The 19857-nt window shown below is 71.9% G+C and carries 19 protein-coding genes; 11 read left to right on the top strand and 8 right to left on the bottom strand.

Features of this window, described 5'->3' with window-relative positions; genetic code table 11:
- Positions 1-31: 31 nt before the first annotated feature.
- Positions 32-619: a TetR/AcrR family transcriptional regulator gene (locus ACIA8L_RS13125; protein ID WP_395903763.1), complete on the bottom strand. Its 588-nt coding sequence runs from the start codon at positions 617-619 to the stop codon at positions 32-34.
- A 55-nt stretch (positions 620-674) separates the two neighbouring features.
- Between ACIA8L_RS13125 and ACIA8L_RS13130 the strand changes: the two genes are divergently transcribed.
- From ACIA8L_RS13130 to cpt, 5 genes are all read left to right on the top strand, one after another.
- A complete protein-coding gene (locus ACIA8L_RS13130) occupies positions 675-1595 on the top strand; it encodes an alpha/beta fold hydrolase (protein WP_395903766.1) in 921 nt (306 codons plus the stop codon).
- A 111-nt stretch (positions 1596-1706) separates the two neighbouring features.
- Positions 1707-3296, top strand: a complete 1590-nt coding sequence (locus ACIA8L_RS13135) for a methyl-accepting chemotaxis protein (protein ID WP_395903769.1) — start codon at positions 1707-1709, stop codon at positions 3294-3296.
- Between the two features lie 68 nt (positions 3297-3364).
- Positions 3365-4696, top strand: a complete 1332-nt coding sequence (locus tag ACIA8L_RS13140; protein WP_395903772.1) for a cytochrome P450 — start codon at positions 3365-3367, stop codon at positions 4694-4696.
- A gap of 130 nt (positions 4697-4826) precedes the next feature.
- The gene (locus tag ACIA8L_RS13145; protein ID WP_395903775.1) at positions 4827-6509 is read left to right on the top strand and encodes a cellulose binding domain-containing protein; all 1683 of its coding nucleotides are present in this window, start codon (positions 4827-4829) and stop codon (positions 6507-6509) included.
- Positions 6510-6635: 126 nt separating this feature from the next.
- Positions 6636-7175, top strand: coding sequence for a chloramphenicol phosphotransferase CPT (cpt, locus tag ACIA8L_RS13150; RefSeq protein WP_395903778.1), 540 nt, complete (start codon positions 6636-6638; stop codon positions 7173-7175).
- Between the two features lie 109 nt (positions 7176-7284).
- Here cpt and ACIA8L_RS13155 read toward each other — a convergent pair whose 3' ends face one another.
- On the bottom strand, positions 7285-8736 hold the full coding sequence (locus ACIA8L_RS13155; protein ID WP_395903781.1) for an arabinofuranosidase catalytic domain-containing protein: 1452 nt from the start codon (positions 8734-8736) through the stop codon (positions 7285-7287).
- Between the two features lie 437 nt (positions 8737-9173).
- On the opposite strand from ACIA8L_RS13155, the gene ACIA8L_RS13160 reads away from it, so the two are divergent.
- On the top strand, positions 9174-11012 hold the full coding sequence (locus ACIA8L_RS13160; protein ID WP_395903783.1) for an AMP-dependent synthetase/ligase: 1839 nt from the start codon (positions 9174-9176) through the stop codon (positions 11010-11012).
- Positions 11013-11055: 43 nt separating this feature from the next.
- Here the strand turns inward: ACIA8L_RS13160 and ACIA8L_RS13165 are convergent, their stop codons facing one another.
- Positions 11056-11985, bottom strand: coding sequence for an SDR family NAD(P)-dependent oxidoreductase (locus tag ACIA8L_RS13165; protein WP_395903786.1), 930 nt, complete (start codon positions 11983-11985; stop codon positions 11056-11058).
- Positions 11986-12093: 108 nt separating this feature from the next.
- Between ACIA8L_RS13165 and ACIA8L_RS13170 the strand changes: the two genes are divergently transcribed.
- A complete protein-coding gene (locus tag ACIA8L_RS13170) occupies positions 12094-12759 on the top strand; it encodes a TetR/AcrR family transcriptional regulator (RefSeq protein WP_395903788.1) in 666 nt (221 codons plus the stop codon).
- 38 nt (positions 12760-12797) lie between these two features.
- On the top strand, positions 12798-12965 hold the full coding sequence (locus tag ACIA8L_RS13175) for a hypothetical protein (protein WP_395903790.1): 168 nt from the start codon (positions 12798-12800) through the stop codon (positions 12963-12965).
- Here ACIA8L_RS13175 and ACIA8L_RS13180 read toward each other — a convergent pair.
- Positions 12947-13582 (bottom strand): TetR/AcrR family transcriptional regulator, encoded by a 636-nt coding sequence (locus tag ACIA8L_RS13180; RefSeq protein WP_395903793.1) that lies wholly within the window; start codon positions 13580-13582, stop codon positions 12947-12949. The two genes, ACIA8L_RS13175 and ACIA8L_RS13180, sit on opposite strands and share 19 nt — an antisense overlap.
- Positions 13583-13653: 71 nt before the next feature.
- Between ACIA8L_RS13180 and ACIA8L_RS13185 the strand changes: the two genes are divergently transcribed.
- Positions 13654-14331, top strand: coding sequence for a DUF998 domain-containing protein (locus ACIA8L_RS13185; protein WP_395903795.1), 678 nt, complete (start codon positions 13654-13656; stop codon positions 14329-14331).
- Between the two features lie 43 nt (positions 14332-14374).
- Here the strand turns inward: ACIA8L_RS13185 and ACIA8L_RS13190 are convergent, their stop codons facing one another.
- Together ACIA8L_RS13190 and ACIA8L_RS13195 are read right to left on the bottom strand one after the other, a co-directional pair.
- Positions 14375-14986, bottom strand: a complete 612-nt coding sequence (locus tag ACIA8L_RS13190) for a hypothetical protein (RefSeq protein WP_395903797.1) — start codon at positions 14984-14986, stop codon at positions 14375-14377.
- 149 nt (positions 14987-15135) lie between these two features.
- A complete protein-coding gene (locus tag ACIA8L_RS13195) occupies positions 15136-16254 on the bottom strand; it encodes an acyl-CoA dehydrogenase family protein (RefSeq protein WP_395903800.1) in 1119 nt (372 codons plus the stop codon).
- 48 nt (positions 16255-16302) lie between these two features.
- On the opposite strand from ACIA8L_RS13195, the gene ACIA8L_RS13200 reads away from it, so the two are divergent.
- On the top strand, positions 16303-17751 hold the full coding sequence (locus ACIA8L_RS13200) for an aldehyde dehydrogenase family protein (protein WP_395903803.1): 1449 nt from the start codon (positions 16303-16305) through the stop codon (positions 17749-17751).
- Here ACIA8L_RS13200 and ACIA8L_RS13205 read toward each other — a convergent pair.
- Positions 17705-18385 (bottom strand): GntR family transcriptional regulator, encoded by a 681-nt coding sequence (locus ACIA8L_RS13205; protein ID WP_395903805.1) that lies wholly within the window; start codon positions 18383-18385, stop codon positions 17705-17707. The genes ACIA8L_RS13200 and ACIA8L_RS13205 overlap by 47 nt on opposite strands.
- A 16-nt stretch (positions 18386-18401) precedes the next feature.
- Here ACIA8L_RS13205 and ACIA8L_RS13210 point away from each other — a divergent pair, with 16 nt between their 5' ends.
- Positions 18402-19178, top strand: a complete 777-nt coding sequence (locus ACIA8L_RS13210; protein ID WP_395903807.1) for an enoyl-CoA hydratase-related protein — start codon at positions 18402-18404, stop codon at positions 19176-19178.
- 65 nt (positions 19179-19243) lie between these two features.
- Here the strand turns inward: ACIA8L_RS13210 and ACIA8L_RS13215 are convergent, their stop codons facing one another.
- Complete coding sequence (locus ACIA8L_RS13215) at positions 19244-19777, bottom strand: DUF4190 domain-containing protein (protein ID WP_395903809.1); 534 nt, start codon at positions 19775-19777, stop codon at positions 19244-19246.
- Positions 19778-19857: the final 80 nt, after the last annotated feature.

A 19857-nucleotide genomic window follows, 5' to 3' on the forward strand; every position in this document is an offset into this window, starting at 1 on the left:
GTCAACTCTTGACAAAAGAGCCGAAGCTCAGTTACGCCGCCGGGTCCGGCCGCCCCCGCGGACGGGCGGCGGCCGCGGCGACGAGTGCCAGGTCGTCGGCCGTGAAGCCGCCGCGGCTCAGCACCGCGAGGGACTTGTTCGTCGCCAGCGCGCACAGCGCCAGCTCGACCACCTCGTCCTCGGCCGCCCCCGCGGCCAGCAGCGCCTGCTCCAGCATCGCCCGCAGGCCGGCCACCGTCGCGCGGACCATCGTCCGGCTCTCCGGGTCGAGGGCCGCCACCTGCATGACCGACGCCGTGAGCAGGCAGCCGTCCGGCACCGCGGGGTCGGCGATGCGATCCTGGGTGACCCGCAGGAAGGCGGCCACCGCGGCCCCCGGATTCGCGTGGGGGCCGGACAGCGCCCGGGTGTACAGCGGGTGGTAGGTCTCCGCGTAGCGGGCGAGGCTCTTGCGGAACAGGGCACCCTTGTCGCCGAAGGTGCCGTAGAGCGACCCCCGGCCCAGGCCCGTGCCCTCGCTCAGGCGCTCGATCGAGGCCTCCGAGTAGCCCCAGCGCCAGAAGACGAGCATCGCCTGCCGGATCGCCTCGTCGACGTCGAACTGCTTGCGGCCCGCCATGTCCGTCAGCCTACCCGTCTTGTAATGATCGTTCAAAGATGGGTATAGTGACGGCATGACAAGTTGGACTGATCGTTCCAAGATGGCGGCGGGCCTCGACTCCCTGCCGCTGCCCGACGGCTTCACCGACGTCTTCGCCAGCCGGTTCGTGGAGGTGGACGGGGTGCGGCTGCACGCGGTCACCGGCGGCGAGGGCCCGCCGCTGCTGCTGGTCAGCGGGTGGCCGCAGATCTGGTACGCCTGGCGCGAAGTGATGCCCGCCCTCGCCCGCGAACACACCGTCGTCGCCGTCGACTCGCGCGGCTGCGGGCTCTCCGACAAGCCCGACGACGGCTACGACGCCGGCACCCTCGCCGCCGACCTGGTCGCGCTGATGGCCGCGCTCGGGCACGAGACATTCGATGTCGCCGGCCACGACATCGGCACGTGGACCGCCTACGCCCTCGCCGCCGATCACCCGGACCGGGTGGTCCGGCTGGCCGTGCTGGAGGCGATGATCCCCGGCCTCACCCCGTCACCGCCGGTGTTCGGCCCGGCCGCGCTCAACCAGAAGCTCTGGCAGATCGGCTTCAACCGGCTCACCGACCTCAACGAGGACCTCGTCCGCGGGCGGGAGCGGCTCTTCTTCGGCTGGCAGTTCGCCTCCAAGGCCGCCACCCCGACCGCGATCCCCGCCTCCGCCGTCGACGTCTACGTCGACGCCATCACCGCGGACCCGCGCGCGCTGCACGCGACCTTCGCCTACTACCGGGCGCTCGACGAGACGATCGCGCAGAACGAGCGGCGCAGCCGGACCCGGCTGCCGCAGCCGGTGCTCGCCGTCGGCGGCGCGCTGTGGAGCGGCGAGTACGCCGTGCAGACGATGCGGCTGGCGAGCGACGACGTCACCGGGGTGGTCCTCGACGACTGCGGGCACTACCCCGCCGAGGAGCAGCCGGCCCGCTTCGCCGAGCTCCTGCTGGACTTCCTGCGCTGATCCCGGCCGATCCCGGTTCCGCTCAGATCCGGGGGCGCCGCGCCGATGGGGCGGTTGCCGGCCACGTCCAGGCGGCCGTGAGCGCGTGGGAAGGTAGCTATGGCGAGCTGGTTGCGTGACCGTCGGCTGCGCACGAAGATTCTGCTGCCGGTCTTCGTCGCGGTCATCGGCACCGGCGTGGTGTCCTGGACCGGCATCGCCGCGGCCCGCAACGCCAGCGACCGGGCGAACGAGATCTACCAGCGCGTCGCGCTCCCGCTCGGGGACCTGGCCGAGGTCCGCGACGGTGAGGGCGATGTCCGGGTGTACCTGCTGGAGTACACCCTCGGCGCCCCCGGCACGACCCCGGCGGCGCTGCGCAAGGAGATCGCCGACGTCGACGACGTCATCGACTCGGGGCTGGCCGCCTACCTCACGCACCACGGCGGGAGCCTCGACGCGGGCCGGGCCCGGCTCGTCGAGCAGGTGCAGGCCGGCCTGGCGACGTGGCGCAGCGTCCGGGACGAGCAGGTCATCCCGGCCGCCGACCGGCAGGACCCGGCGGCCGTCGCGGCCGCCCTCACCGGGCCGCTGCAGGCCGCCGACGACGCGTTCGCCGAGCCGCTCGACCGGCTGTTCGACACCGAGCAGCAGGCCGCCGCGGCCGAGGCCAAGGCGGCCGCGGACAGCGCCCGCCGGCACGAGCTGGCCATGCTCGCCCTCACCGCCGGTGTCGCCGTCCTGGCCGTACTCATCGCCCTCGCCGTGACCCGCATGGTCACCGGGCCGGTCCGCCGGGTCCGGCACGTCCTGCAGGGCTTCGCCGACGGCGACCTGACCGGCGACGCGGGCGTCCACGACCGCGACGAGATCGGCGAGATGGCCGCCGCGCTGTCCGCCGCCGGCGCGTCCCTGCGCGACACGGTGTCCATCATGGACCGCACCGCGGTCGCCCTCGGCACCGCCAGTGACCAGCTGACCGGCGGCAACGCCCGGGTCAGCGCCCAGGTCGGGGAGTCGGCCGCGCAGAGCAGCGTGGTGGCCGCGGTCGCCGAGAGCGTGTCGGGCAACACGCAGGCCCTCGCGGCGGCGGCCCGGCAGATGCAGGCGGCGATCAACGAGATCGCGGGCAGCGCCGGCCGGGCCGCGACGGTCGGCGGTGAGGCGGTCAACGCGGTCGCCGACGCCACCGAGACCATCGTCGCGCTCGGCGCCTCGTCCACGGAGATCGGCGACGTGCTCAAGGTCATCTCCGCGATCGCCGCGCAGACGAACCTGCTCGCCCTCAACGCCACCATCGAGGCGGCCCGGGCCGGGGACGCCGGCAAGGGCTTCGCCGTCGTCGCCCACGAGGTCAAGGAGCTCGCCCAGCAGACCGCCGCCGCGACCGAGGACATCGGCCGGCGGGTCGCCGCGATCCAGGCCAGCAGCGCCCAGGCCGGCACCACCGTCGAGCAGGTCCGCCAGATCATCGAGACGATCAACGAGTTTCAGGCCACCATCGCCGCCGCCGTCGAGGAGCAGACCGCGACCACCGCGGAGATGCAGCGCAACGTCGACGACACCGCGGCCAGCACGGCCGAGATCGCCGTCAACGTCAACACCATCGCCGCCGCCGCCAAGGCCGGCAAGGAGACGGTCGACGCCAGCCACGGCTCCGTCGCCGACCTGGCCGGACTCTCCGCGGACCTGCGCCGCACGGTGCAGCGGTTCCGATACTGAGCGGTTGACACGGCGGACGCCCCCAACGAGGCTGGCTCGCAGACGAGGTTGTCATCGCGAGGTGAGCCATGACGGAGCTCCTGCAGCTGCCCGACCTGCGCCGGGAGGACCGCGGCCTGCCGTGGCTGGGCCAGGTCTTCGAGCATCAGCGCGATCCGCTGCGGCTCTACCGGCGCCACTGGGAGCGCTACGGCCCGGTCGCCCCCACCTACCTGCTCGGCAACCGGGCGGTGCTGCTGCTCGGCCCGGACGCGTGCGGGGAGGCGCTGCAGAACCGCGACAAGGCGTTCGTCAACGAGCCGGCCTGGTCGCAGCTGGTCGGGCCGTTCTTCAACCGGGGCCTGATGCTCATCGACTTCGACGAGCACCGCGCGCATCGGCGGATCATGCAGGACGCGTTCACCCGGCCGCGGCTGGCCGGCTACACCCGCCGCCTGCACCCGGCGATCGAGCAGGGCATGGCGGGCTGGGCGCCGAGCCCGGACTTCCGCGCCTATCGGCGCCTCAAGCAGCTCACCCTGGACATCGCCGCGGACCTGTTCATGGGCGGCGCCGACGACACCGGCCCGGCCGAGATGGCCCGGGTCAACCGCGCCTTCATCGCGTGCGTCCAGGCCGCCGCCGGCATCGTCCGGGCCGACGTGCCGTTCACCCGCTGGGGACGGGCCTATCGCGGGCGCAGAATACTGGAGCAATTTCTGCGGGGGTACCTCCACAAAAAGCGCGCCGCGGCGACCGACGACATCTTCTCGGTCCTCTGCCACATCGAAACCGACGACGGCGAACGCTTCTCCGACGACGACGTCATCAACCACATGATATTCCTGATGATGGCCGCGCACGACACGTCGACGATCACCACTTCCACAATGCTGCAATACCTCGGCCAGCACCCCGACTGGCAGGAGCGCTGCCGGGCCGAGTCCGCGGCCCTCGGCGAGGCGCCGGACATCGCCGAACTGGAGTCCCTCACCTCGATCGATCTCGTGATGCGCGAGGCCCTGCGCCTGCGGGCCCCGGTGCCGGTCGTGGTCCGCTACACCGTCAAGGACACCGTCGTGCGGGGCGTACGCATCCCGGCCCGCACGCTGTGCCTGCTCGGCATCCAGTTCACGCACCTGATGGACGACTACTGGAGCAATCCCGCGGCGTTCGACCCGGAGCGCTTCGCCCCCGATCGCCGCGAGGACCGCTCGCACCGCTTCGCCTGGGAGCCCTTCGGCGGTGGCGTCCACAAGTGCATCGGCCTCTATTTCGCGGGTCTGGAGGTGAAGGCGATCATGCACAAACTGCTGCGGGGGTACCGCTGGAGCGTCGACCCCGCATATGTCGCACCCTTGGACCATCACTCGCTGCCGTTCCCGAAGGACGGCCAGCCGATCAATTTGATTCGCCGATAAGTGTTATGCCGCGCCGGTTGAAAGAGTCGCCGAAAACACATTTGCAACTTTCACGGTCCGACGCTGCCGAAATGCACTTTCGAAACCGCAACCTTTGACGCTTCGACGACACATTCCTACGGTTCGGTCCATGGGAATTGTGAGTCGGCGGACCGTCCTGACGACCATGGGGGCCGTGCCGGTCCTCACGGTCGCGGCGTCGGTCCTGGGCGCCGAAGAAGCCGCGGCCGCGACCGCGAACATCAATCCGTCCGCGCCGAAGCAGACGATCAAGGGCTTCGGCGGCATGGCCCATGCGCTGTGGATCGGCGACCTCACCGCGGCCCAGCGGACCACGGCGTTCGGCGGCGGCGACGGCCAGCTCGGCTTCTCGATCCTCCGGATCCCGGTCGGCGAGAGCCAGGCCGACTGGAGCCGTGACCTGGCGACGGCGAAGCGGGCCGTGGAGCTCGGCGCGACCGTCTTCGCGTCGCCGTGGAACCCGCCGGCCAGCATGATTGAAACGTTCACCCGCGGCGGCCAGACCAACGCCAAACGCCTGCGTTACAGCTCCTACGCCGCCTACGCCCAGCACCTCAACGACTTCACGGCCTACATGCGCAACAACGGCGTGAACCTCTACGCCATCTCGATCCAGAACGAGCCCGACTACGCGACCGACTGGACGTGGTGGACGTCCACCGAGATCGTCAACTTCCTGAAGCAGAATGCCGGATCCATCAGTACCAAGGTGATCGCTCCGGAGTCGTTCCAGTATGTGAAGTCGATGTCCGACCCGATCCTCAACGACGCCGCCGCGCTGGCCAACGTGGACATCATCGGTGCGCACCTCTACGGCACGTCCTACGCGAACTTCCCGTACCCGCTGTTCAAGCAGAAGGGCGCGGGCAAGGAGCTGTGGATGACGGAGGTGTACTACCCCAACAGCAGCGACTCCGGTGACCTCTGGCCGCAGGCGCTGGACGTGGGCGAGCACATCCACCACGCCATGGTCGACGCCGAGTTCCAGACGTACGTCTGGTGGACGATCCGGCGCAGCTACGGCCCGATGCGCGAGGACGGCCAGATCAGCAAGCGCGGCGCGATCATGGCGCAGTTCGCGCGGTTCGTCCGCCCCGGCTTCACCCGCATCGACGCGACCGCGAACCCGGCGACGAACGTCTTCGTCTCGGCCTACCGCGGCGGCAACACCGTCGTCATCGTCGCCGTCAACAAGAACACGTCGGCGGTGACGCAGCAGTTCACGCTGGCCGGCACCACCGCGTCCGGCGCGGTGCAGAGCTGGGTCACCGACGCCGGCCGCAACGTCGCCGCCCAGAGCGCCCTCACGATGACCAACGGCACGCTCACCGTCACGCTGGCCGCCCGGAGCGCGACGACGTTCGTGACCAACGTGGGCACCACGACATCCCCCACCCCGTCGATCCCCGTCTCACCGACCCCGTCGCTCAGCCCGACCCCGACGCCGACCCCGAGCAGCACCGGTGGCGGCGGCTCCGGTCCCCGGGTGACCTACACGATGAGCACCTGGAACAGCGGGTTCACGGCCGCGATCAGCATCACGAACACCGGTACCACCGCGATCGACGGCTGGACGCTGGCCTTCACGCTGCCCTCGGGCCAGACCGTCACCTCGGCCTGGAACGCCACGATCTCCCCGACGAGCGGCCAGGTCAGCGCCCGCAACGTCAGCTACAACGGCACCATCGCCCCGGGCGCCTCCGTCGACCTGGGCTTCCAGGCCAACCACACCGGCAACACCGCCGAACCGACCGCCTTCACCCTCAACGGCATCCCCTGCACCGTGGCCTGACCGGGACCGGCCGGTCCGCCCGGACGGCGTGCCCGCTGACCGCGGGCACGCCGAGTCGGCGCCGCTCCACCGGCGTCGCACCGTGCAGCGCCCGGCCGCCCTGGCCGGCCGCTACGCTCGGCAGTCATGCCCGTCCAGATGATCGTGCTCAACGGGGGGTCGAGCTCCGGCAAGTCGGGGATCGTCCGCTGCCTGCAGGCCGTGCTGCCGGAGCCGTGGCTCGCTTTCGGGGTCGACCGGCTGATCGAAGCCATGCCCGCGGCGCTGCACTCGGCCGAGATTGGCATCGCGTTCGGCGCCGACGGGAGCGTCGCCGTCGGGCCGGACTTCATGCGGCTCCAGTCGGCGTGGATGGCGGGCGTCGCGGCCACGGCCCGGGCCGGTGCCGGCGTCATCGTCGACGACGTCTTCCTGGGCGGGGCGGGGACACAGCGGCGATGGGCCGAGGTCCTCGCCGGGCTCAGCGTGCTGTGGGTCGGTGTCCGCTGCGACGGCGAGATCGCCGCGGCGCGCGAACTCGCCCGGGGCGACCGGGTGCCGGGGATGGCGGCGGCCCAGGCCGAGGTGGTCCACCGGGGTGTCCGCTACGGCCTGGAGGTCGACACCTCCCACCGCGAGTCGCTGGAGTGCGCCCGAATGATAGCCGCGCACGTCGCCGGACGGTGAGCCGGCGGCGCGCGATCCTCATGCTGGAGCCGGCGGTGCGCGCCGGCGACCCACCCGAGCGTGGGTCGCCGGCGCCACCGCGAATGCGTTCGCGAATACCGCCGGCCGATCAGCGGCCGTAGCCGGCGGCGGTGATGTTGGCCTGGACGGCGTCCTCCGTGGCGTTGCTGGGGTAGCCGGAGGTCATGACGCCCTCGTAGAAGGTGCCGGCGGAGCCGTGGCTGTTGTCGCCGCCGATGCCGAGGATGATGGCGCCCTCCTTCTTCATCGGGTTGTAGCCGGACACGTTCGGGCGCTTGCCGTCGTAGAACGTGGACAGGCTCCCCGACTGGGCGTTGCCGGCGCGGATGGCCCAGTGGTTGGCCTCGCCCTTGACGATCGCGGTCAGGTAGCGGTAGTTCACCGTCGGGTCGTTGGCGTTGTAGCCCGCGTTCACACCGGAGAACAGGCCGTTCTCCAGGTCGGCCATGACCCACGGGCCGTTGCCGGTGCCGTAGCCCCACACCTTGATGTTGCCGAAGTAGATGGCCTCCATCGTCCCGTTGCCGTTGTCGCGGCTGTTGGTCTCCGCGTTGCCGTAGTCGAAGCAGCAGCCGCCGTTGTAGTGGGTGCCGTCGAAGATGGCGTACATGCCTTCGGGCTGGTCGCCCTTCGCCACACCGTTCGTGGCGTTGTTGCGGTAGCCGGTGCCGGCCGCGACGTAGACGCCGTAGGCCTTGTGCCCGGCCACGGTGATGGGGGCGGCGGTCGCGTTGGCGAGGTTGTCGTAGCCGCCGGCGGCCGGGCCCTGGAAGCCGCCGGGCGGGGCCTGGGTCAGCCGGTTGTTGCGGCCCGACTGGTCATAGATGATCGTGATCAGGCAGGTGGTGTTCGCGCAGAAGGTGTCCTGCGCGGCCGCGTTCGCGTAGCCGCCCGCGGCGAGCACGCCGATGTCGCGGGTGGTGTTGTCGGAGGCGCGGCGGACCTGGTACAGCGGCCCGTTGTACGCCGCGTACAGCGCGCGGGTCGTGCTGTGGGCGGCCACACACGGCGACCCACCGGACGCGTAGATGTCGCACGGGCCGCGGCCCGCCGGCGGGTTGGAGGGGCCCGATGACGGGCTGGCGGAGGACGGCACATCGTTGGTCGTGCTCGGGGCGCCGGTGCAGGTGACGCCGTTGAGGGCGAACGTGGCGGGCGCGGGGTTGGAGCCCGTCCAGCTGCCGTTGAAGCCGACGTTCACGGTCGCGCCGGTCGCGATGGCGGCGTTGTAGGCGGCGTTGGTCACCGTCACCGCACCGCCGGACTGCGCGGCGGTACCGTTCCACAGCTGGGTGATCGTCTGCCCGGCGGTGAACGACCAGGTGAGCTGCCAGCCGTTGACGGCATCGCCGAGGTTGGTGACGTTGACGGACGCGCCGAACCCGCCCGGCCAGGAGTTGGTGACCGTGTAGGTGACGCGGCAGCCGGTCGTCGCGGCCGATGCCAGCTGGGTCCCGGCCACGCCGGCGGCGGCGACCGTCAGCGCGGCGGCGAGCGCGACCAGCGGCCAGCGCCGTCGTCGCGCGGTGTTTCCGGACATTCGCGAATCCTTTCTCGGAGGCCTCGCCATGATGTGAGCGCTCACATGGCGGCGCCGACGGTCCCAGAAACGCGATGGCGACTCAAGCGGGCATCCACCCTCACCACCGCTGGGCAGGGCTCGACGCATGTAAATTTCTAGAGGCCGATGAACCGGACTTTCGACGTCAGGACCTCATAACACTTCTTGTTGAAGCATTGGCGAACAGCGTTCGTGGCACGGCCGCGTGGCACGGCCGGAAACCGGCGTGCCACCGGGCCGACCGAGCGTCGCCATTCGGAGCACGCGGTGGCCGGCCGGCCAGCGGTGTTAGCCACCGTTCGATGCGAGCGCCGCGCGACCGAACCGATCTTCCGCCGAATCTTTCCCGGAAGTTAGGCGTCGTTTACAGTGCCTGTGAAGGCCGACACCCCGCGGCTCAAGGAGCACACCCCGCCATGAACCTTGTCGAGCAATGCGCGAAGACCGCCGCCGACCTGACCGTTCCGAGCCTGCTGCACCGCAACGCGACCGAGTTCGGCGACCGGCCGGCGCTGACCACCCTCGGCCGCGACGACACCCGCACCTGGGCCGAGCTGCACCACGAGGTCGCCGAGCTCTCCCGGGGCCTGGCCGAGATCGGGCTGGAGGCGGGCCGCCACCTGCTGATCATGATGTCCGGCCGGCCCGAGCACTGGCTGGTCGATCTGGCCGCCGTGCACCTGGGCGCGGTCCCGTCCACCGTCTACCCGACGCTGAGCCCGGAGCAGCTGCGGTTCGTCGCGGTGCACAGCCGCGCCCAGATCCTGGTCCTGGAAGGGGCGGCCGAGCTCGCCCGCTGGCGGCCGATCCTGCCGGACCTGCCCGACCTGCGGCGGATCGTCCTGGTCGACGAGCCGGCCGCGGATGATGTGAGCCTGGCGACGGTACCGCTGACGTATGTTCGCACTGTCGGGCAGGCCGCGCACCGGGCCCAGCCGGAGGCGTTCGAGCGGCGGTGGCGGGCGATCCGCCCGGACCAGCCCGTGACCCTGCTGTACACGTCCGGCACCACCGGCGACCCGAAGGGCGTCGTGCTCAGCCACCGCAACGTGATCTATCAGGCGGTGGTGCTCGAGGCGACGGTGCCGGTGCCCGACCACTCCCCCTCGGTCGCCTACCTGCCCCTGGCCCATATCGCCGAACGCATGCTCGGCATCTACAACGCCGTCTACCGGGCCGGGCACGTCACCATCTGCCCCGACGCGAGCCGGCTGGTCCCGGCTCTGCGCGCGGTCGGGCCGGTGACGTTCTTCGGCGTGCCCCGGGTGTGGGAGAAGATGGCCGCCGGCATCCAGGCCCAGCTGGGCGCGGCCGAGCCCGGGGTCCGGGCCGCGTTCGACGCCGCGAGCGCCGTGGCCCTGGCGGCCTACGAACTGCGCGCGGCCGGCGAGCCGGTCCCCGACGAGCTGGCCGCCCGGGTGGCGCGGGCCGACGCCGCGGTCCTGCGGCCGATGCGCGCTCGGCTCGGCCTGCAGAACATGTTGTGGCCCGGCAGCGGCGCGGCCCCGATCCCGGTCGCGGTGCTGCGTTTCCTGGCCGGCCTGGGCCTCGATGTGCTGGAGGTGTGGGGCATGACGGAGACCACCGGCACCGCGACGATCAACACTCCGGATCGATTCCGCACGGGTACTGTCGGCCGCCCGAACCCCGGCATGGAGGTCCGCCTGGCCGAGGACGGCGAGATCCTCGTGCGGGGGCCGCTGGTGTGCACGGGCTACCTGCGCCCGGACGGCGGTGTCGAACCGATCACGGACGCGGACGGCTGGCTGGCCACCGGCGACGTCGGCACCCTCGACGCGGACGGGTTCCTGACCATCACCGACCGCAAGAAGGAGCTCATCATCACCTCCAGCGGGAAGAACATCTCGCCGGCCCGGATCGAGGCCCTGCTGCGGGCGCACACCCTGATCGGCCAGGCCGTCGCGATCGGCGACCGGCGCCCCTACGTGACGGCCCTGATCGTGCTGGACGACGAGGCCGCACCGGTCTGGGCGCAGTCCCACGGCATCGAGGACACGCAGCCGGCCGACCTGGCCGCGAATCCGGTGCTGCGGGCCGAGATCCAGGCCGCGGTGGATGCCGCCAACGCCCGGCTGGCCCGGCCCGAGCAGGTGAAGACCTTCCATATCGTGCCGTCGAGCTGGACGCCGGAGACCGGTGAGCTGACCCCGACGCTGAAGCTCCGCCGCCGGGTCATCACCGCCCGCTACGGCGACACCATCGACGCGCTCTACGCCGACACATCGTCAGCGTGATCGACCGGGGCGGCCCCCGGCCCACCGTCACTGGTGCCGATGCTCAGTGCTTGCTGGTGCTGCGCTGCGACGGCCCGACCGGAAACCGCACCCCGGTCAGGTCTTCGGAGACGGCCCACAGCCGCTGCTGGACGGCCACCTCGTAGGACTGCGGGCTCGACGTCACCAGCCGCGGGTGGCCCATGATCTCGTTGCGCCCGCCGGGGCCGTAGTACTGGCCGCCGAGCACGGCCGGGTCGGTGGCGGCGCGCAGGGTCGGCAGGGCGCCCATCGCCGGCGTCTGGGTGATCACCGGCGCGAGCCAGGTCAGGGGGAGCCGCAGGGCGGCCGGGGCGTTGCGGGCGAGTTCGGTGCTGGACATGCCGGGGTGCGCGGCCACCGCGACGGTGGTGCCGGACCCGGCGAGACGGCGCTGCAGCTCGTAGGTGAACATGAGGTTGGCCAGCTTGGACTGGCCGTAGGCGCCGACCCGGCTGTAGGACCGCTCCCACTGCAGGTCGCCGAAGTGGATCGCGGCCCGGATGCGGTGCCCGACGCTGCTGACCGTCACCACCCGGGAGCCGGGCACCGGCAGCATCAGGTCGAGCAGCAGCCCGGTGAGGGCGAAGTGGCCGAGGTGGTTGGTGCCGAACTGCAGCTCGAAGCCGTCCCGGGTGGTCTGCTTCGGCGTGTACATCACGCCCGCGTTGTTGATCAGCAGGTCGAGCCGGCCGAGCCGGGCCCGCAGCGCCGCCGCCGCGGCCCGCACCGAGTCGAGCGAGGTCAGGTCCAGGGCCTGCACGGTCACGTCGCCGGTCATGCCGGCCGCGGCCCGCTCACCCTTGTCGACGTCGCGCACGGCGAGCACCACGGACGCCCCGCGCCCGGCGAGGGCCCGGGCCGTCTCGTACCCCAGGCCGGTGTTGGCCCCGGTCACCACGGCCACCCGGCCGCGCTGGTCGGGAATGTTCGCGGTCGTCCACTGCGCACCCATGAGGGGCTCCTTCTTGATAACGTACCGGAGGTACCTTCTACCGATGACGGTAAAGTACCTTCGGTACGATGTCAACGTACCGGGGGTACGTAAGTTAGGCTGGCGATCATGACGTTTCAGCGGGCGCGCACCGAGGAGCAGCGGGAGGTCCGCCGCCGGGCGATCCTCGACATGGCCTCGACCATGCTCGACGAGATGCCGGTGGCCGCGATCACCCTCAACGAGCTCAGCCGCCGGGTCGGCCTGGCCAAGCCCAACGTGCTGCGCTACTTCGAGTCCCGCGAGGCGGTGCTGCTCGAACTGCTGGAGCGCTTCCTGCAGGAGTGGCTGACGGACCTGGCCGCCGAGCTGGCCGCCGGGGTCGACAAGGGTTCGGCCATGCCCGAGCGGGCGGCCGCGGTGGCCGACATCCTCAGCCGCTCGCTCGCCGCCCGCATCGTGCTGTGCGACCTCTTCGGCGCCCAGGGCAGCGTCCTGGAGCACAACGTCTCCGTCGAGGTCGTCACCCGCTACAAGCGCGCCAGCCTCGAGCACCTGACCACGATGACCGCCCTGCTCCAGCGGCACCTGCCGGAGCTCGGCGAGAACGCGACCCTGTTCGGCCTGCAGACCCTCGTCATGGCCGGCGCCCTGTCGGCGTACAACACTCCTCCGCCCAGCCTGCAGGCGGCCTACGAGGCCGAGCCCGACCTGGCCCGGTTCCACTTGCAGCTGCCGGAGTCCCTGCGCGTGGGCCTGATGGCGACCCTCCTGGGCGTCCTGCCGCGCGACTGACCGCACGCCGGGGCGAAAAGCCGCGCGGAACACGCGGCGTGCGCGGCGGCCCGGTGCTGGCGCTCGTGGCCCGGCTCACGCGCCGGCTGCGGATCCGGCACCACCAGCGCCACGGGGACACCTTCCGGGGCAACGACGTGCTGTACCTGACCACCGTCGGCGCGAAGTATCGCGGCCCGACCGGCTTCTACCCGTCCTGCGCCTGACCCGCGCCGGATGACACACCGGCGGGCCCGGGGTGGTAGCGGCTCCACCCTTGGTCGAGGAGGCGGAACCCGGCGTCCAGCATCGGGTCGTCGGCACTGGTCACGAGCAGTTGGATCTGCAGCGCGAACCGCGCGTAGATGCGGATCTCGTCGCTCGGCTCCGGCCGGCCGAGTTCCTCGGTGATGGCCGCGGCGAGGGCGTCCTCGTGGCGGGTCCACATCCGCGAGGCGTAGTCCTGCAGCGCGGGTGTCGCCTCCATCAGCGCCATGATCCGGCGGCGCAGCGCCCCGTCCGGACCCGACCACATCGCGACGAACTCGGCGCGGTAGTGGGCCTTCAGCGCCTCCGATATGGAGGAGCCGGCGGGGCGGTCCCGCACCGCGGCGACGAGCCGTTCGCGCTGCTCGACCTCCTCGAAGAACAGCAGCGCCTCCTTCTGCGGGAAGTGCGCGAAGACGGTGGTCGGGGAGACGTCCGCCCGGTCGGCGATCTCGCGCACGCTGACAGCGTCGAAGCCGCGCTCCAGGAACAGTTCCTGCGCGGCCCGCAGGATCAGCGCCCGGGTCGCGGCCTTCTTCCGCTCCCGCCGCCCGGCCTGGCCCACCTCAACTCCCATGGCGGCCATCGTACAAAACCCCGGCCGCCGACCTGTATTGACTTCAAAACTGGTCTCGGTACAGTAATGGTGTGATACCAGTTATCGACGCCTCGACGCATCGGGCCACCCAGCGGCGCGCGGCCGGGGCGGCACTCATGGCCGGCCCGGCGATCTTCCTGCTGCTCGAGTTCATCGCCGCCGCGGCCTGGACCGACCCGCCGTACAGCTACACGTACCACTACATCAGCGACCTCGGCGTCCACGGCCCGCTGACGGCGCTGGGCCAGTACATGTACTCGCCCCTCGCCTGGGTCATGAACACCGGCTTCTTCGCCTTCGGTGCCCTGGTGTTCGTCGGCGTGGCCACGCTCAACGGCTTGTCCGGCTGGCGCCGGTGGGCGGTGCGCGGCCTGGGCACCCTGGTCGGAGCCGGCGGCGTCGTGCTCGCCTGCTTCCCGGGCGACGGCGAGGCCGACCGCCTGGGCCAGGTCGACTATCACGGCCTCGGCGCCCTGGCCGCCATCCTCGGCGGCAACGTGCTCATCATCCTGCTCGGCCGCCTGCACGAACCCCTCGGCATCGCCCCGCGAACCGGCCGGGCCATGGTCGCGCTCGGCGTCTTCGGGATCGTCGCGATGGTGGCCTTCTTCGCCGTCGCCTCCGCCAACGTCCTGGTCGGCCTGGTCGAACGCGGCGCCGTCTACCCGGTCTTCGCCGGCCTCATCGGGGCCGGAGCCTCGATCCGCGGCCGGCGGCTCCCCGCTTAGCAACCCGCCGAGGCGGGTCAGGCGTTGCGGCGTGGACGGGTCGTCAGAGGCGGTGCACCAGGTCGGTCAGCAGGCGCTCCGCGGTCGGCGCGAAGGTCTCGAGGGCCTGGGCGACGTCGTCGCGCCGACCGGCCCGCCCGGTGCTGTCGTCCCACTTCGCCCTGAGGTTCAGGATCGCGTTGCTGTCGCGGGCCGTGCACTCGACGGTGTAGCCGCGGCCGTCGTACTGCTCAAGACAGAACGCCCCATCGGCCACGCCGGACAGGTCCCGGAAAGCCTCCGGGTAGCCCGAGCCCTCGGCGGCCCGGTTCGTCGCGCCCTCCCGCTCGTAGCGGAACTCGGACTCCGCCCGATCCGCCGCGTCGCGGAACCGTGTGCGCGAGAAGAGGGTGCTCGTGGCCGTGTATGAGGTGCCGCCGCTCGACCAGGCGCACGTGCCGGGCGCGGCACCGGTGGCGTCGGGGACACCGGCCGTCACGCCGGCGCACAGGTCCGGCAGCGCCCGGTGCCGCCCCGCGTCTCGCGTCCACGCCCACACACCGCCGGCCGCGATGATCGCGACGAGGGCGCCGAGTATGGCGAGCGGGACCAATTGGCCGCGCCACCCGGTCGGCGGGGCATCGGGCGTCGGCGGCGTTGCGATCGTGCGTGACACGTCGTCCCCCGTGCAGCGCGTCGGCGGTCGTATCGCGGATGGCAGCCCGATGGTACGGGGTACCGCCGTGACTTCCGCCGCCGCGGGGCCGCGCACGACGTCGGCCCGCACGGCACCGGCGTCACCGCTCCGTGGTCACCGCTCCGTGGTCACCGCAGCGCTTCGGTGAGGCCGTAGGTGCGGGCGATGATCTCGCGCTGGATCTCGCTGGTGCCGCCGTAGACGGTGGAGACGACGGACGCGCGGACCAGGCGCTCCATGTCGAACTCGGTGGCGTAGCCGTAGCCGCCCATCATCTGCATCGCGTCCAGGGCGACGCGCCGGGCCGTCTCGGTGGCCTTGAGCTTCGCCATCGAGCTGGCCCGGGGCAGCACCGCGCCCGGCGTGCGGTCCAGTTCGGCGGCGGTGGTGTACACCAGCAGGCGCGCGCATTCGATCTCCGTCGCCAGGTCGGCCAGGCGGTGGCGGAGGACCTGGAACGAGCCGATCGGGCGGCCGAACTGGCGGCGCTGCTTGACGTAGGCCACGACGTCGTCGAAGGCCCGCTGCGCGGTGCCGAGCATGAGGCTGGCCAGGATGAGCCGCTCCATGTTGAGCCCGGCCATGAGCTGCTTCCAGCCGTTGCCGACCTGGCCGACGACGGCGTCGGCGGGCAGGGCGCAGTCGGTGAAGTACAGGTCGTTGACCTCGCGACCGCCCATGGTGTCGATGCCGGAGACGACCAGACCGGCGGCGGTCGCCGGGACCTGGAACATCGTGAGGCCGGTGTGCTCGCCGGGGCGGCCGGCGGTGCGGGCGACGAGCAGGATGTGCTCGGCCAGGTGGGCGTTGGAGCACCAGGTCTTCTGCCCGTTGACGACCCACCCGTCGCCGCGGCGCTCGGCCCGGCAGCTCAGGTTGGCCACGTCGGAGCCGGCCTCGGGCTCGGACATCGCGATGGACTCGATGGCGCCGCGGGCCACGCCGTTGAGGATGCGCTTCTTCTGCTCGTCGGAGCCGAAGCGCTCGTAGGTGGCCGCGACGATGATCGACGTGCCGAAGCCGCCGATGGGGGCCATGGCCCGCGAGGTCGTCTCCAGGAACAGGCACAGGTCGACGTTGCCGGCCCCGCCACCGCCGTACTGCTCCGGGAGCGCGAGGCCCAGCCAGCCCAGGTCGGCCAGCTTGCGGTACAGCTCCGGGCTGTGCGGCTCGCGGGTGCGCGGCTCCCGGCGGCACAGGTCCTCGAGCGCCGCAACCATCGATCGCTGTTCCTCTGTCCACTCCATGGCGCTAGAGTAGCCTCTCGAATATCAAATATCAGAAGGTGAGGTCCGATGGTTTCCCTGCACCGCAGCGACGTCACGGCCGTCGACGCCGCCGTGACCCGGGCGCGGGCCGCGGCGAGCTGGTGGAGCGGCCTCGACGCCCGGCGGCGGGCCCGGCACCTGCTGGCGTTCAAGGCGGCGATCGCGGGCCGGATCGACGAGCTGGCCGAGCTGATCCGGGCCGAGACCGGCAAGCCGATCGCCGGTGCGCAGCTGGAGGTCATGCTCGCCGTCGAGCACCTCGACTGGGCCGCCCGCAACGCCCGCAAGGTGCTGCGCCGCCGCTCCGTGCCGTCCGGGCCGCTGGCGTTCAACCAGGCCAGCTCGGTGCGTTACGTGCCATACGGTGTCGTGGGCGTGATCGGGCCGTGGAACTATCCCGTCTACACGCCGATGGGCTCCATCGCCCACGCGCTCGCGGCGGGCAACGCGGTGGTGTTCAAGCCCAGCGAGTACACCCCAGGCGTCGGCTTGTGGCTTGGACAGCGATGGGCCGAGCTCCTCCCCGAGCAGCCCGTCCTGCAGGTCGTCACCGGCGACGGCGGCACCGGGGCGGCGCTGAGCCGGGCGGCGGTCGACAAGGTCGCCTTCACCGGCTCGGCGGCCACGGCCCGCAAGGTAATGGCCGCGTGCGCCGAGCGACTCACCCCGGTCGTCATCGAGGGCGGCGGCAAGGACGCGCTCATCGTCGCGGCCGACGCCGATCTGGACGCGGCGGCCGCGGCGGCGGTCTTCGGTGGCCTCGGCAACGCCGGCCAGACGTGCGCCGGGGTCGAGCGGGTCTACGTCGAGCGGGCCGTGTACGAGCCGTTCGTGGCGAAGCTGGCCGCACTGATGCGGGACGTCAAGCCCGGGGCCGAGCCCAATGCGCCGTACGGGCCGATGAGCACGCCCGCCCAGGCCGGAATCGTCCAGCGGCACATCGACGACGCGATCGCCGTGGGGGCCCGGGCCGTGGTCGGCGGCCCGGAGTCGGTGCGGGCGCCGTTCGTCGATCCAGTGCTTCTGGCGGGGGTACCGGAGGACAGCGCGGCCGTCGCCGAAGAGACGTTCGGCCCCGTGCTCGTGGTCAACCCGGTCGCCGACACCGACGACGCCCTGCGCCGCGCGAACGCCTCCGCCTACGGACTTTCCGGCTCCATCTTCACCCGCAGCCGCGCCCGCGGGCTGGCCCTCGCCGCCGGTCTGCGCGCGGGCGCGGTGTCGGTCAACTCCGTGCTCGGCTACGCGGGGGTGCCGTCACTACCGTTCGGCGGCGTCGGCGACTCCGGATTCGGGCGCGTCCACGGCGCCGACGGGCTGCGCGAGTTCAGCCGGCCGAAGTCGGTGACCTGGCAGCGGTTCAAGCCACCGATCGATCTGATGACGCTGCGGCCGGCGGCTTCGGCGATGCGGCGGTCGCTGGCCCTGTTCAGGCTGCGTCACGGGTCCAGACGCCGAGGCCGTCCAGGTGCTTGACCAGGCGCTCGGCGCCGTCGTTGAAGTGCCGGGCCATCACCGGGCGCACGGCCGCCGGATCGCCGGCCGAAAGCGCCGCCAGGAGGGCCTCGTGGTCGGTGATCATCGCCGCCCGCCACTCCCCGTTCGCGGCATAGAAGCGGCTCGGGGTGTACCGTGTCGCCGCCCGCAGCAGCCAGGACAGTTTCCGCGCGGCGGCGAGCCGGTTGATGCTGCGATGGAACTCGAACTCCAGCTGCTCCACCCGGGTGACCTGGCGGGCCTGGGCCGCCCGGCGCAGCTTCTCGTGCTGCTGGCGCAGGTCCTCGAGCTGGTCCGGGGTGATGCCGGTGGCGACCCGGGCCGCGAGCTCGCCGGCGATGTCGCCCTGCACCGCGAAGACGTCGATGATGTCCTGGCGGGACAGCGGCGCGACGACGTGGCCCCGGCGTGGCTGCAGCTCCACCATGTCCTCGGCGCGCAGCATGAGCAGAGCCTCGCGCACCGGGGTGATGCTCAGGCCGGTCTCCTCCGCGACCTGCTCGAGCCGGATCCGCTCACCCGCCCGCAGCTGTCCGGACATGATCCGATCGCGCAGCAGGTCGGCCACCGTCTCGGACAGCTGCGGCGGCGACAGGTCGCCCGTCTTCGTCATCCGTAAAGGGTATCAAATGTCAAATATCACCACCGCGGACAGCGCCGGCGTGCGGACGATCCGCTTCGAGCGCCCCGACCGGCGCAACGCCATGAACCTGGAGATGTTCCGCGACTACTATGCGGCCCTCCTGGCCGCGGACGAGCGCCCCGAGGTGCGGGCGATCGTCGTCACCGGCGCCGGCGACTGGTTCTGCACCGGCGCCGACCCCGAGTCGCTCCCGGCGCTGCTCGACCCCCGCCACCGCGACCAGCTGGTCCACGAGCTCGGCTACGCCGCCCACCTCCCGGCCACCCTGACCACCCCGATCATCGCCGCGATCAACGGCGGCGCGGCCGGCCTCGGCCTGGTCCACGCCCTCTACGCCGACGTGCGCTTCCTGGCCGCCGAGGCCCGCCTGTCGACCGCGTTCAGCCGCCTGGGCCTGATCGCCGAGTACGGCAGCGCCTGGCTCCTGCCCCGCCTCGTCGGCGCCGGCCACGCCACGGACCTGCTCCTCTCCGCCCGCAAGATCGACGCGGCCGAGGCCCTGCGGATCGGCCTCGTCCACCGCGTCCTCCCCCGCGCCCAGGTCCTCGCCGAGGCCCAAGCCTATGCCGCCGACCTCGCCGCCCACTGTTCGCCGGCCTCGATGGCGGTGATCCGGCGCCAGCTGTGGTCGGGCTGGGAGACCGGCCTCGCCGACGCCGCCGCCGAAGCGGGCGCCCTGATGGCCGAGTCCCTGGCCGGCCCGGACTTCCTGGAGGCCCTCACGAGCCAGGCCGAGGCCCGCCCCCCACGATTCGGGCCGTGATGCGGTGAACACCGGCCGGGGCGCCGATCGCGCGTGAGCGTGACCGGCGCCCGCGGCGAACGGGTTCAGACGGAGCAGAGTTCGTCGATCTTCTGCGCGTCGGTGGTCACCCGGGTCATGATGTCCGGCGGCAGCTGGCCGGAGCTGACGCCCTGCTGCAGCGCCGTGTAGTCGTCCGCAAGGGCCTTCATCGCGTCACGGACGTTGTCGTGCTTGGCCTCGGCGGCCGCCTTGTTGAGCCCGTCGATCATCGACTGCAACGCCTGCGGGTCGTTCACTCCGGCGGCGTTGGTGAGGATCACGTCCTTGCCGGTGGTGCAGCCCGGATCCGCCAGCGTCGAGTTCGACAGCGTGACGACCGCGGCGATGGCACCACCCATGATGAGCAGCGAGATGACGAGACCGGCGATGGCCAGCCCCCGACCGGCCGCCTTCCCCGCACCGGTCTTGAACACCGCGATCAGGCTCAGGATGAACCCGACGGGCGGTCCCACGAACGCGAAGACGAGCCCCGCGACGGCAAGGCCGCTGGTGCGACGCTTCCCGGGCGCCGGGGCGCCGTAGTAGCCAGGGGCGCCGGTCTGTTGGTCGAGCGACATGCGTATTCCAATCCGGGAGTCGGCAACGGTCGGCCGCGACCAACGGAACCCGGGGCAACAGTCCCACCGATCGCGTGCCG

Origin of the sequence: Dactylosporangium sp. NPDC051541, assembly GCF_044454505.1 — a bacterium.
Classification (GTDB): Bacteria; Actinomycetota; Actinomycetes; order Mycobacteriales; family Micromonosporaceae; genus Dactylosporangium.